This is a genomic window from Proteus sp. HMSC14B05 (genome assembly GCF_001808035.1).
Taxonomy (GTDB): domain Bacteria; phylum Pseudomonadota; class Gammaproteobacteria; order Enterobacterales; family Enterobacteriaceae; genus Proteus; species Proteus mirabilis.
The window spans coordinates 393,086-407,312 of record NZ_KV791984.1 but is presented as its reverse complement, the minus strand read 5'-3'; the positions used below and the strand labels follow the sequence as shown (position 1 = coordinate 407,312).

Below are 14,227 nucleotides of genomic sequence, written 5' to 3'. Positions count from 1 at the left end.
AATAAACAACAGGCTTCTGCTCTAATAATAGATTCGCTAAATTGATTTATAAATAAAAAGAGTCTCGATGTTTTATATCGAGACTCTTTAATTTAAAAGTTACGACTTTTACTTGATTAAATAAACTGTTATTGGTATTGCTTGTATAGTCGTTGTTGTAATTAGCGTATTACTATTTTGATATCTAATATTAACACCTAATTGTGGTGTGGCTAATTTCCAAATCCCTTTTACAGTAACTGTACTACTTATTGGTTGAGGATCGGCTGTAAGCCATTGGCGAGAATAAACACTCACTTCAACCTGGTTACCCTTATTATCAATTTGGTCAGCTTCAATACCCTGATATAAATTTAAATCAGGATTAACAATACTTAGCGTTAATTGTTGTTTTTGTTTTTTTACCATTACCATAGTGGGGGAATCACTTGATAATAATAAAGCTTGAGATGAATTGACTTCGGTGGCATTAAAAAAAGCATATCCCTCTTCTTGCGTGATTTTATCTTTTACTGCATGAAGTTGATTATTATGCTGCAATACGGTGTATTCAGGCGCTTTATTATCTTGTGCTTCTATGGCTATTGCATATTCATAATTTGCATTTTTAGGGGCTTTACCGTGAGAGATAACGGCTGTTGCAAACAATTGTTCTGTTTGCTGTGAATTTCTGTCATCAACAGAGTATTGTTTTTGATAACTAAATTCTACCGTTTGCCCTTTAGCTAATTTATACAAGTTACCCGCCGGATCAATTAATGTATCGGCATTATTTAAGGTTAATTGAGTACCGAGTTGGTTCACTTTTTTACCATTAATTATAATTGATTGTAACTTAGGAACAGCAAACTGGAACAGTGTCGTTTCTGTTGTATGTTGTTTATCATTATTTTCAATACCAGAGCCTAATGCGATCACTCTATTATCAAATAAGAAATAGGATTTATTCGCTCTTAGACTTTGTTGTTGATATTTACTGTGACCATGTAATTTCATGGCAAACATACTGTTATTATTTAGTGTATTGGCACCAGCATAACGTTGTGTTGAAAGCAACATTTCTTCTATGCCTGCACTTGGCAATTGGCTTAGTTTTGCTTCTAGTTCATCATAAGGAAGGTGGATCGTAGTCGTTCCTGGATATCGATTCCAATCCCAACCTGCATGACTAAAACCAGATTTAGTTAAATCCGCAGGAATAATTTCAAGTTGCCCATATTGCAAGTAACGACCATAACGGTTGTTATTCTCATAACTTTCATTACCCACTAAATAACGACTAAAACCACGAGCGATAGCAAGCCAGCTTTGCTGTGGCGCTGTTATTGATGCTCTACGCTGGATTGCCATTGAAGCATAATTCATTGCCCATGCACCTACCGGTTCATTTTCTGCTTTAATACCTTCAAAGCTATCTTTGTTTGCTAATTTTGCATAAGCGGCTGCTAATGTAGTATCTAGCTCTTGTTTACCATCGGGCGTACCTGCAAGAGCCATCCATTTGAAGGGATCAATACTTATTTTATGTAACCCCGTAGGATGTCTGCCACTTAATACCAGAGGAATTTGTGTTTCTTTGGTATAGATACGCATTTTTAATAATACATCTTTTAAGCGTGCATGTGCTGGTGATGAAAGACGAAAAGGGGAATGACTTAAGGCATAAACACTAGGCGCTAAGCCACCAAATGCATCTTTGGCATAAGCTGGATAATGTTGTGAATGGTGAAAAATAGAGCCATCAGATTTAAAGCCACCAGCGACACCTTTAGAACTAAGAATGGTTTTGTTTAGCCAACTTTGCAATTGTGCTAAGGCTTGTTGGCGCTGTTGATAATCTGGCAACATCAATAAACTTTTTATCATCCACTGTAATTGGGTATTGAGAATATCGACATTTGCATCAACGATTTCATTATCTTTTTCAAATATGCGCCCTGTTGCGTTATACCACATCATGGCTTGTTGTGTCGGTGCTAACAGATTATGTTTTGCTAGAATATGGCGACCAATAAACCATGCATCAAAAAGCTCTCTTGTTTGATAACCTACGTGAGTAATAATTTGGTAACCACTCCCCCGTGTGAAACCTTGTTCAAGAACGTAACGAGTGCCTAATAAATAGAGCGTTTCTAATTTTTTTCTATCGATTGCTGATAAGGAGTGACTACGCAAGTAAATCGCTGTTTGAAGAAGCGTTTTGCCTACATCTCTTAGCATGTTGGCATCAAGTAATGCTTTTTGGGTTTCTTCACTAAAGACCCCCTCGACTTTGATAAAATTCTGGCGATTAGGATGATCAAGGGCTTTTGCGGTTATTGAGCCATCAGCATGTTGTTCTAAGGCTAATTTTTTCCATAATGCTAAATTTTTGTCGATCATTTCAGCGGTGATTTTTTTATCACGACTGACACCTTGATAGTATTCAAAACGTTGATAAATAGATGCCACTTCAGGCTGATCATCGCGAAACTCAGTCGCAAAATTTAATGTAGGATAATGCGCTGTGAACATTTGATCGTACATCAATAATGCACTCCAATTTTTACTCACCATTGTATTTACTGCATTATTAACATATGGAATTTGATAGTCAGGAATAGGCCAACGATTATCTAAAGGTACGCTCATAATTATTTGATCAAAAAAAAGCGTACCTGCTTGATCTGGTGCAGTAATGACTAATTTATCTAATTTGCCTGTTGCTGAGCCTTTCATATCACGAAAAGGAACTGCAATACCTCGCCAACCCGTGAAATTCAGTTCCGTGTTAAAACTTAATGCTACTTGATTATTTTGTTTAAATTGTAATGTAAGGGGCGTTGACTGTGGTTTTTCATTGTAAATCCACATCATAAAAGTGAGTGGTGTTGCTGTATTTTTATCATCTTGATAATTAACTTCATTATTAAGTGTTAATGTTGATTGGGGTTGATACTGCCATTTGAGTGACTGTACGCCATCTTTAGCATGCTCTTTACTTAGTGATAGCTGATGGTCATTTGAGGTGCTCAAGGTATTTGGCATTTCATCTTCAAAAAGATAAAGATCGCCAAAAGGTTCATGAGAAAGAGAAGGTAATGCTTGTGCGGGTAAGGATAAGCAGAAACTTAGTGTAATCGCATAAGCTAAAGAATTTTTTATTAGCATAATCAGATTTCCTGCAAAATAAAAAAGGAACGCGAATGCGCTCCTTTAAAGGTTTAATCAAGAGAGAGGAGAGAGTTTAATTTCTTGTGGAATGCCAAAGTAACTGGTGAAAATAAGTTCGGTATTATCCCCAGAAACGTTATATTTTACCTCACTGTCTTGAGCTGTGGGTTGCCATTTCCCTTTCACTGTCACATTAATGGTGACGGGGGTTGCCGCTTTTTGGCGAGTCATATTTAAATCAGGTGTTACAGCACTCACCGTCAGTATATTTCCTTCCTGATGTGTCATAACAATGGACGGCTTATCGACTTTTTTGATCCATTTATCGTCAATGACTGCTGGTTGATAAAATGCATAACCTGTTATTTGACTGAGTTTATCGTAAATAATATGTACATCTTTATCTTTACGAATAACTTGGTATAACCCATTGTTAGCACGGAATTTCTCGGCTAATTGCGCCATTTTTTCCGGTGTTGCATCTAAGAAAACCATGTACTCATAACTATGATCTTTGGGTTGAATACCGTGGTCGATCCATGCGGAGCTAAAATTTCCTTGCGTGGGTTGACGATTTTTATTTTCAGCCGAAGTCTGGTGTTGGCGGCTGACATTCACTTTTTCTGCTTGAGTAATTAAATAACCGTTACCATTACTATCGATTATCCAATCTCCTTGTTTTAGCGTAGTTTGATAAGGAAAACCTTCTATTTTTTGGCCATTAATCCAAATAGTGTTTAACTCAGGCGTAATAGCATGTTGGAATAACGTTGTTTCCACAGGGTGATCTTTATCGCTGCTATTAATATTGCTACCGACAAAAATTAAATGGTTATCCGCCGCTAAGACGGTTTTTTTAGCGGTAAAGTTAGCATCAAAACGCGCAAGATTAGCGGGATAAAGAAGATCAAACGCCATCATGCCATATTTTCCTTCAAGGGCTGATGTGCCGCTAAATCCTCGCTCACCTCGTTGCATCAAGGTGTGTGGGTTAGGGCTATCAAGTTCTTTAAGCGGAAGATGAATGGTTGTGGCGCCAGGCATTCTATTCCAATCCCAGCCTTCTTGCTGATAGCCTTGTGAAAGTTGAGATCCATTGCGAACGATTTGAGCAACACCATGACTTTGATAACGGCCATAACGGTTATCTTTATTGTAAATTTCAGATGACCATACATTGGTATTATAGGCTTTTAATGTCACCATTTTGTCTTGCCAACGGTGAATACCAAAGGCACCACCGTTAAAGGCATAGAACCCTTGAGGAAGGGACGCTGGCGTTATCTCTTCACCAAAAATAGTGGGAGATTCATTTCGCGATTTACCACTAATTGCTAAATAAATAGATGCTAACTGTTTATCTGGCGCTGGTTGGGCAGACATCGCGAGCCAATAGTAACCTTGTGCTATAGATTGTAGGGAAGGTGAGTTAAAGGGGTGTCTTCCCGCTAAAGGTAAGCCAACTTCAGGATTACTATAGATCCATGCTGAAATCATTGCCTTTTTTAGGTTATTCCAGCCACTTTCACCTACAGCAAAAGGTGTTTCTCGTAATAAATAAATCAGCTGTGAGGCATTTTTAAATGCTGGGAAAGAGTAGCCGGGATAATTACCTTCATGTCGCCATGCCGTACCATCAGGACGCAAACCGTCTTTACTCCCCGGTGGTACTTGAGTTAAGGCACCAGTGATATAATGACTAAAAGAATTGACTAAGTTAATACGTTTTTGATCATCGGGTTCAAGTAATAATAGCGCTAAATGTTGACGAGATAAGGTATTAAAATAGTCTAAATCAGAGCTATTTGCGCCAACTTTCATATCAAAACTACTTTTAAATTCTCGTGAATACCAAAGTAGAGAATCATAGACTTCTGTCTGTAGATTAGCTTCTTTTAGTGCATCAGCCATTAATAATGTAGAGATATACCACCAACGTGAACTATATCCCCAGTGGTGAGTGGTTACTAGGGCACTACCTTTGACAAATCCTTGATCTAATAGATGCTTGGTCATCAAGAGGTACATCTGTTTTAGCTGTTCTTTTTGTGTTGGATCTTTTTCGAGCACATAAGCACGGCTAATATTAAACATTAATGTGGTGTAGTTACCAAGAATGACGTAATTATCAAAAAGTTGCTTGTCTTGAGAATTAAGCTGTTCTGGCTGATAGATGATAGTTTGTTTATCGGTGATAAGATGTCGACCTTGCATTCCTCCATCCGAAAGAGGGCGAATATTCAGTGCTTCAAAATCCGTTTTTAGCTTGCTGATATTCTCTTCTAAAGCAAGATTCGTCTCTTTTTCACCACCAACAAATTCATTGATAAGACGTTGGCGAATAAGATCTATCGCAGCTAAATTTTCTGGTGTTACAGGTAATTGAGGTTGTACGGTGTGAAATTCAATTTCCGGCTCTGATAATCGTGTTTTTATTTGATAATCAGACCATTGGTAACGGGCGTCATCAATAGAAAACATAATACGGTCGATATAGATTTCACCCTGACTGATATTAGAAGGGGCTTTAAAACGAATGCTGTCAACATTCGCACCTAAAGAGCGACCAATACTATCTTGAGTACCATCGGATGATGTATTTGTTGCATTTAAAGTCATCTCACGATTTTCAAGATCGTTATTTAAAGAGATACCAATAGCACGCCAGCCAGTGAAATTTAGTTTTACTTTAAAGCCAGCTTGGGCTTCGCTGGTGGCATTGAGCTTTTCCCCTAAATCAACAGTGAGATAACCATCAATAGGTTTTTCGTTGTAAAGCCAAAATGATAAAACAGGTGTAGAAGCGCGTCCCCATGCTTTAGAGGCTTCTTTATCTGTGGGAACTATAAGCTTTTTATGTAAAGTAAAACTACTGCCACCTTTCCATTGCCATAAAAGGGATTGGTTTCCCATAATGCTACGTTTATCAGATAAAGTTAGTGTTGAATTTTTATCTGATGAAAAATCAGCTAATGGATCACTTTGTGCAAAATGATAAATTTCTGATTGCATAAGATGATTGGGATCAAATGCAGGATTGCTGGTGGCAGCAATAACATGATAGGGGGTTGATAATAACCCCAATGTCATTGCAAGCGCAGTAAAACGAAATATCGGCATTATATTTTCTCCTTAGAAACGCTGGCTAACAGTAAAGCCGATACGCCCTTCATTGAATTTGTCATAACGCTGATATCCCATTGTTGTACCTAAATTTAACGATTGGGTAATATCAAGGTTTGCACCTAATTCAGCACTAATGATGTCACCACCAACGGTATTTCCTTTAATATCGAAGGTGCTTCCTCCAGTATTAAAATAGGTAAGGCTGTGGCGTTGATTAATATCGTTATTACCTGCAATATCTTTGATATAACGAAGGTTAAGAGAAGGGGTTAATTTGCCATAAGAGGTTTGGTAGTCATTCCATAAAGCAACAGAGCCACCTAATTGATTAACTGCGTAGCGTTGGCCATAAGTACGCATAGATAATGTAGAGCCTGTTTCTTCCCAAGAATCAATATTGAGCCATTGATATTGGTAAGTTAGCATCGGTTTAATATGGATAAAATCAAAATCCAAATAGGTGCCAGCGTTAATCTGATAGCCTAATTGCACACCAGAGTAGTCACCTTTTGCTTTGGTATTTCCTTGCCATCCCGTATTACCACCGATATCCCTCTCACTATCGACAGTGTAATAACCAATATTTAAATTACCGTTTAAGAGTAATGTATCACTATACCAACCGGCATAAGGCATAAATTCAAAATGGCTAATTTCTTTGCTTGCATTACGTTGTTTAGCATCGGCTTTAGCGTAGTTATATGCTAAAGAAACGCCAATTAGCGCATCTTGATTTATTTCATAATCAGTACCGATTTGAATACCAGTGCGATAAGTATTGTAGCCGTTAATTCCACCTTGTTGACTTTGCGTACCATAACCGTACAGAATATTTGCCCAGCTATTCCAACCTATTTCTCTTTCTTCAATGGGGAGCTGATTATCATAGCGTAAGTAGCGATGAGCAATATTGTTGCGCATATCTTCAACCATGATTAATCCTGCTTGAATATCACTACCGTCAGCAATGGGCGCCAGATCATTTGATAGTGCAGCAATATTATTATCATTATTACCAGCGGCGACTAATAAACTTAAAGCTTCATCTGAAATCTGGCTACGTGTATTATTAAATTCATTTAATACTGTTGGAATAATAAAATTAGCTGCTGCTAATCCATTCTCTGTGACATTGCCACGTTCAGCAGCGCTAATAAAATTATCCCCCCCTTCGTAGCTAATACCATAACGCGCAATTAATTGATTACCACTGACACCACCGCTAATATTTGGTGGTGTCGTTTCTAACCATGAATCTGTTTTTTCTAATAAAGGTGAAATATCTGGCGCTATGGCATTTGCATCAGTCACTGTAATGCCCGCTTCATCTTTAATTGCCGAGTCTGAAGCAATTAATACAATATCTTTATTAATGATGTTATCAACACTGGTGCCTTTAAAATCAAGTTTTGCTTGGCTACCTTTTTTAAAGGTGACATCGCCGGTAACATGTAAGATAGTTTCATCAGTATTGGTATTATCATCAAGGCGGAAAATAAGCTGGCTATTTTCCTTATTCATGAAGTTACCTTCCCATTGAATGGTTTTATCTTTACCTTGGATAGTTAAATTGCCATGGTTTTCAATTAAAGGAACACCGGTAATTTTATAGCCGTCAAATAATGCATTTTGTGCTCCTCCCTGATAAGCAAAATTGATTTTGGTATCCACATGATTATTCCCTAAAATATCACCGTGGATCTCGCCATTAACATCACTTCTAAAGCCTGTTTTTAAAGTGCTAAAATCAATCGCTGCGGTTTTTCCTCTGATAATAGCGCCATCTCGGATATAAACACCTGTTCCTCGTTTAGGAAAGTTACCTTCAACTAATATTGCTGTACCATTTTCACTAGTAACGTTAGCGCCATTTAAATTAATATTACTACTAAAAGTAGCTCCCTGATTTATTTTAATTGCATTTGCTCCATTACCAGTAACAGTAATATTTTTTGTAATTGCTTGAGCTTTATATTCTGTTGATGAGCCATTAAATACTACACCGTCACCTTGTGATATATTAACATATTTATTTATTTGCGCTGTATCGCCATTATTAATGTTTACGGTTTCACAAATGTTTAAAGTACTATCGCAATCAGCCGCTACGGCTGAGCCATATATAGCTGAAAGGACAGCAGCACTTAAAAATAACAAATTTTTATTTTTCATGAGATATAACCTTATGACTATTATATGGTTTTAATTATTAGAAAGTTGCTCTTACTGATACTTTAAAATAATCTTGAGTTGACTTGCTGCCGTTATTTTTATTCTCAACACGCTCATTATAATATTCTGTCATAACACGCCATTGAGGAGATATTTGGTAAGCCATTTGTAAGGTATAACGAGTCATATCTTTATCGATATATTCACCTTTATTTGTTCTGTCTTCTATTTTTCCAAAAATAGACTTACGCATTGAGGGAGAAATAATAACACCGATAGGTGTCGTCCAGTTTACATACATACGTAATTGCTGGTTGTGATTTGTTTCTTTTGTATCATACTCTTCATGTCTTATTGCTTGTTTTCCACCATCAAAATAAGCCACTGTTGTATTGAGATTCGGGGTGATAAAGTAGCGAATACCGGGTTCAATTTCCCAACCTAAATAATCCGTATTAGTGACGCCATTACTTCGTTTGTCCTCTTTTTTTTGTAATCCAAACAAAACACTACCGGTTAAAACCCAGTCTTTATTAATAGGAAATTGATAATTTGTTTTTGATTCATAAAAGTCGATAGTTAAACGGCTACCATTATCATAGTTAGTTAAATCTTGACGTATTTTTAATCCTGGTTGTATCCAACCATTATTTAATTTAAAACGATAACTACCTTGTAAATCATAACGCTGATAACGATTTTTATTGTCATGTTCACGCTGACGAAAACCGACGTCAAAATACCAGTTCGATTTGTCTGGATTAATGTTAAAATCAACACGATAACCAGAATAGTTATTCGATGTATCATAATCAGCAGATTCCCACGAGAACATCGCATTAACTGTTGCTGCGTGAGAATGAAAAGAAGTTAAAGCTAAGCCAAAAAGAGGTAAGAAAAGCACAATACGAAGTTTGTTCATGGTCTATATCCAATTCTTTATTCGCTTTTATTTATATCTATTTTTAGATGTAGGACGTCTTCCTTTTATTTTATTAAAAGGATTTTTATATTAGCGAATTAGGTTTATATATAGCGCCATAAGGTTATGGCGCAGATGTTTTTATTATTTTTCTTCACATATTGATATTTTTTTATTTAATTTATTCGTTGTCGCTGTAATAAACTCAGTCGCTCTCCAAGAATCTCCTGTTTTTTCTAACCAAGGGGTTAATTCTTCTTTAATTAATTTATCAATTAAAGGCATATTATCTTTGGCAATATTTTTCATTTGATATGGATCGTTCACATTGTCATATAAAGTATATTTTAATGGTTGCCCATCTTGCCTATCTATCACCAAAGTATGAGTTTTTGTTCTTACACCTCGTTTACCGAATGAAGGTTCACCATAAGGAATAAAAAGATAAAGCTGAGAGTTTGCTGTGTCGCCTTTGCCTGTGATGACTCTATCTGCAAGATCTGTGCCTTCTACTGAATCAGGGATCCATTCTGATAAACCAAGTAACCCTAAAATAGTTGGGTAAATATCAGGTGCTGACATTAATGCATCATCAAAACCTGGTTTGATTTTACCCGGTAAGCGAAACATCATAGGGACACGCATCGATTCTTCATACGGATTATTTTTTGTTGCTTGTCCATTTGATCCTAAGCAACTGCCATGATCAGAGAAGAAAACGACGAGAGTATTATCTGCAAGGCCCTGTTTTTCTAATTCATCGACAATGCGACCAAATTGCTCATCAACACCGTTGACCATTGCCATATATTCTTTGAAATATTGAGGCCCATAACCTTCTTGATATTCACTGTCCCACTGTACATTAGGGCGTGTATTTAACTCTTTTGATGTCTTACCTTGATAAGCATCGAGGTATTTTTTCGGTACTTGATCATAAGGAGAGTGAGGTGGGTTCATTGAAACCACTAATGCAAATGGTTTTGAATTATCTCTAAATTGATTATTTTCATTTTTGAGGAACTTGATTGCCATATCGGCTTCATGTTCAGGCCCCCATTGATCGATATAAATCGGTTTATCACGAGGTGTATCGTTTGCCCAATACATCGGTTTCAAGTGTAAGTCATAAGTACCATAAGAATACCAAAAATCAAAACCATGACGCCTATCTGGAGCAGCCCATTCATTCCAATAACGACCTTCCATTGGATTATTGTAACTTTCAATAAAAGGCTCATAGGGAGCATCAAGGTGCCATTTGCCAATATACCCAGTGCTATAATCTAAGGATTTAAGTACGTCAGACCAGCATTTTGCGTAAGGAGACAAGTCAATACCTACTTTTCCACCGTAATCATGGGCATTACCTGTGATACCATTACGCACAGGGTACTGACCCGTCATAAACATGCCTCGAAAAGGGGAGCATAGAGGGTAATTTGATGCCATTTGTGTCATTACTTTGGCTTGTTTGGCAAATTTATTAAGATTTGGTGTAATCGATGGATCTTCCCCCATAAACTGTAGAGCATGGGCTCGCATTTCATCAGGAAAAACAATTAATAAGTTAGGTGCATTTTCTGGTCGAGTGTGTTTGCTTGCTGTAAAGTCACCTGAAGTAGCAAGAGCAGGTGTAGAAACAGAGATTGCAGCCCCACTGGCGGCAAGACCTTTGATAAAAGTTCTACGGGAAACAGTCATTGCTTCCTCCTATTTTACGTTTGCTTTCGAATTGGTGGTATTTATCTTATTTATACTTTTATGTAAGATCAAAAAGTAAGTTAACGAAAGATCTAGAATTGAAGGAGAGATCACAGAATGGTGTCAAATTGTAAGCAATTTGATAGAGAAAAGTCGGATTCAAATATTGTTAATAATTATGAGTTAATTTATGAAATATTAATAAATTATTGATTTTTAATTAATTTTATATATAAATTGATTTTTATTATAAATAATACTCATTATCACTGTTCGATATCGTAACTCATTGAAGAATACATATGCGTACTTTTTCTTTCATTTGTTTTCATTATCCACTAATTACCCACCATGCTTTTCCTTGAAATTGAAAATTTTCAACAATATTCATACCTAATTTTTGATGTGCTTTTAGCGAGCGGATGTTTTCACTATTAATAAATGCAATCGGGCGACCACCTTGTAACGCACCAATATATTGGTAAAGCTCGGTTAATAGCGATTTTCCGCGGTATGATTTATCAATACATACAGGACCGTAAAACCAATTATGGTATGTAAGGCTAGGAAAACGTCGAGTAATTTCTTGAGCAATAGGTGGAAGAGAAAAAGAACTGACCGGAAAGCTGAAAACAACCGCTATAATCTGTTCTTGGTCAGTTGCGACTATGGCATTGGTACTACTTTGGTACATAGCTTCAACTTTATCGTGTGGATAATCACCATATAATCCACCTTGCTGTGACTGTGAGTTTTCTTGTAGTAATGAAGTCACTGCTTTGATATCAGCGAAGGTCATTTTTCGTAATGGATAACTCATGTTGTGTCTCTTTTAGTCATGGGGAATTATGTCATTATAGGAAAAATGTCACTATCACAAAAGGGAATAAAAACAGAAGATAAGCTTATCTTTTTAATAAGTGTAATGCATTTATTTTATTTAGAAAAATATTGTTAAGCAGCAATAAGGATACTACTGCTTAAATAATAAAAAACTTTCTTATTAAGTGGTGAGGCTAATTAATAAGATCACCAGCCATAAGCTAATCCGCCACCAAAAATAAGCTCTTGTTCACTATTAATTGATGAGTTAAATCGAAATGCTATATCGTTATTTGGCTGATATTGGATACCTCCAGCAAGTGCTATGCCAGTACGATAATTACTAATACCGAGGCCACCACTAAAAGTATGATGAGTAAGATAAGGAATATTGGTCATGGCAATTGAGGAAGCAATACCTGCATAGACTTTTTTTTCTAATGAAATAACTTTTTTATCCAGTGCTTCAATTGCATCGGTAATTGATGCTTGGCGTCTTCGATAATAATCATCAAATTCATGGATGGTTTTTTTGATGGTGTTTAAGTTATTATTAGTTTGATTTCTAAAAACATTTATTTGGCTATCAGTTAACCTTTTATTTTTACTAAGTAGTGCTTTTGTTTGTGCCAGATTGACTGCATCAGTATTATTTTTACCTTCACTGACATTGGTGAGTCGTGCTGTTTGTTTCTCTTCACTATTACCAAATGAAACCGTATTTTCCTCATTGGCTAATGCACCATAACCAATAGCAACCGCTCGAGTATTGGTGGCTTGGCTATTGATACCTATAGCAGTGGCACCGCTGCCGGATGCTTGACTATTGTCACCGAGTGAAAAACGGGCAAGATTATCATGGTTGGGAGTTAGTGAATTATCTATATTTGATGTTGGTAAGGTATTAGCGTAAGAGAGAGTAGGGAATAAAAAAGACACTAAAAATATTTTTTTTAATAGCATGTTATTCGTCCTGTAATGGATAACAGAGTTGCCAATAAATGCTAAATGATTCTTTTTCTCATCACAATCTAGAATAAATGAAATCACTCTTAAAATTAATTTTGTTTAATATAGCATGCTATTTAATTTATTTTTATTAATTATTATTTATTCTATTTTTAATAAAACCGCACCTTATATAAGATGCAGTTTTAAATAATATGTTAATGGCTCTTTTTTCTAAAAGCGAATGCAACTGAAAGTGCTTGTAGTAAACATAATGTTGAGGTTTGAGAACGAAACATTTTTATTTGTGCTTCTTTTACAGTTAAACAAACATCACTTAGACTTGCTAATGGGCTTATGGGGCTATCTGTTACAATAATTTGTTTAGCCTCTTTATAAGCTGCAATCTCACACATTTTTTGCATTTCTTCTGAATAAGGGTGGAAATGGATGCCAAACAGCACATCTCTATGTGTAATATTCCTAAGTTGTTCTTTATACATTCCCCCTAGGCAATTAACAAAGACGGTTTCACAAGGGATATGAGAAAGCGCGTGAAAAAAATAGCTCGCAGCACTAAAAGAATGGTGAAAACCACCTATATAGATAGTTTCTGCATACTCAAGTAGTTGTATAGTTTTATTTAACATATCCTTATGGGTTTGATGAGCTAACTGTTGCAAAGCGTGGCTATTGGCTTGTGCAAACTCTTGCAGAATATAATCTGGCTCATTTAAGTTTGGTGGTTCCTTTTTGTATTGCTGCTTATAGGTTAATTTTTCATTGTCCATTTCACCCATTAAATGACGTTGAAATAAAAGTTTCATTTCATTAAATCCTTTGAAATGAAATGCATTGGCAAAACGGATTAATGTTGATGGAGGAACATTTGCTTTATCTGCAAGGATCGCGATTGTATCAAATGCTACACTGTTTTTATTATCCAAAAGATAATGTGCAACCTGCTGTAGCCTTTTACTTAATCCATTATAGCGGGAGCGAACTTGTTCCTGTAGTTCATTCAGATTTGTTGCAGTAGACATAGTGCCCTCAATAAAAATACGGCTACAATTGTAGTGTTTTTTCAAGTCAAATTGAATGTTTTTAGTTAATAACTATTAAAATGAAATCATGAGTTAATTTTAATTAAATAAATAACCTAAAGGTAATTATTCAATGTTAAAATCTCTATTCGTGTTAAAAGTAAGATGGTTTATTATCATAATGTGAAACTATTTTTTTGAGTTTAACTTTGGGTGAAATAATTATTTCAAGTCTAAAGTAAAACCCATTATATTATTTTAAGTCTTATGGTGGGCTATTTTTTATTTGTGATTGTATTTTTTAATTCATTTTAAATTTAACTTATTGCCATATTTT

Annotated in this window: 8 protein-coding genes; all 8 read right to left on the bottom strand. The window is 35.9% G+C overall.

From position 1 onward, the window contains the following. Positions 1–108 precede the first annotated feature (108 nt). The 8 genes from HMPREF3129_RS08675 to HMPREF3129_RS08640 all read right to left on the bottom strand — a co-directional run bounded on the left by HMPREF3129_RS08675 (position 109) and on the right by HMPREF3129_RS08640 (position 13,890). A complete protein-coding gene (locus HMPREF3129_RS08675) occupies positions 109–3,150 on the bottom strand; it encodes a chondroitinase family polysaccharide lyase (RefSeq protein WP_070486947.1) in 3,042 nt (1,013 codons plus the stop codon). 57 nt (positions 3,151–3,207) lie between these two features. Continuing rightward, positions 3,208–6,273 (bottom strand): chondroitinase family polysaccharide lyase, encoded by a 3,066-nt coding sequence (locus tag HMPREF3129_RS08670; RefSeq protein ID WP_012368258.1) that lies wholly within the window; start codon positions 6,271–6,273, stop codon positions 3,208–3,210. 12 nt (positions 6,274–6,285) lie between these two features. Next, positions 6,286–8,451, bottom strand: coding sequence for an autotransporter family protein (locus HMPREF3129_RS08665; protein ID WP_070486945.1), 2,166 nt, complete (start codon positions 8,449–8,451; stop codon positions 6,286–6,288). A gap of 37 nt (positions 8,452–8,488) precedes the next feature. After that, positions 8,489–9,373: an OmpG porin family protein gene (locus HMPREF3129_RS08660; protein WP_004244192.1), complete on the bottom strand. Its 885-nt coding sequence runs from the start codon at positions 9,371–9,373 to the stop codon at positions 8,489–8,491. A 144-nt stretch (positions 9,374–9,517) separates the two neighbouring features. Beyond that, complete coding sequence (locus HMPREF3129_RS08655) at positions 9,518–11,077, bottom strand: sulfatase-like hydrolase/transferase (RefSeq protein WP_036918854.1); 1,560 nt, start codon at positions 11,075–11,077, stop codon at positions 9,518–9,520. Between the two features lie 331 nt (positions 11,078–11,408). Further along, positions 11,409–11,897, bottom strand: coding sequence for a GNAT family N-acetyltransferase (locus HMPREF3129_RS08650; RefSeq protein ID WP_036918853.1), 489 nt, complete (start codon positions 11,895–11,897; stop codon positions 11,409–11,411). 209 nt (positions 11,898–12,106) lie between these two features. After that, positions 12,107–12,862 (bottom strand): trimeric autotransporter adhesin AipA, encoded by a 756-nt coding sequence (aipA, locus tag HMPREF3129_RS08645; RefSeq protein WP_036918851.1) that lies wholly within the window; start codon positions 12,860–12,862, stop codon positions 12,107–12,109. A 203-nt stretch (positions 12,863–13,065) separates the two neighbouring features. Next, on the bottom strand, positions 13,066–13,890 hold the full coding sequence (locus tag HMPREF3129_RS08640) for a MurR/RpiR family transcriptional regulator (protein WP_004244186.1): 825 nt from the start codon (positions 13,888–13,890) through the stop codon (positions 13,066–13,068). Between the last annotated feature and the right edge of the window lie 337 nt (positions 13,891–14,227).

Coding starts and splice junctions, on each gene's coding strand:
- HMPREF3129_RS08675 (WP_070486947.1), bottom strand. CDS start 3,150: ATGCTAATAAAAAATTCTTTAGCTTATGCGATTACACTAAGTTTCTGC.
- HMPREF3129_RS08670 (WP_012368258.1), bottom strand. CDS start 6,273: ATGCCGATATTTCGTTTTACTGCGCTTGCAATGACATTGGGGTTATTA.
- HMPREF3129_RS08665 (WP_070486945.1), bottom strand. CDS start 8,451: ATGAAAAATAAAAATTTGTTATTTTTAAGTGCTGCTGTCCTTTCAGCT.
- HMPREF3129_RS08660 (WP_004244192.1), bottom strand. CDS start 9,373: ATGAACAAACTTCGTATTGTGCTTTTCTTACCTCTTTTTGGCTTAGCT.
- HMPREF3129_RS08655 (WP_036918854.1), bottom strand. CDS start 11,077: ATGACTGTTTCCCGTAGAACTTTTATCAAAGGTCTTGCCGCCAGTGGG.
- HMPREF3129_RS08650 (WP_036918853.1), bottom strand. CDS start 11,897: ATGAGTTATCCATTACGAAAAATGACCTTCGCTGATATCAAAGCAGTG.
- aipA (WP_036918851.1), bottom strand. CDS start 12,862: ATGCTATTAAAAAAAATATTTTTAGTGTCTTTTTTATTCCCTACTCTC.
- HMPREF3129_RS08640 (WP_004244186.1), bottom strand. CDS start 13,890: ATGTCTACTGCAACAAATCTGAATGAACTACAGGAACAAGTTCGCTCC.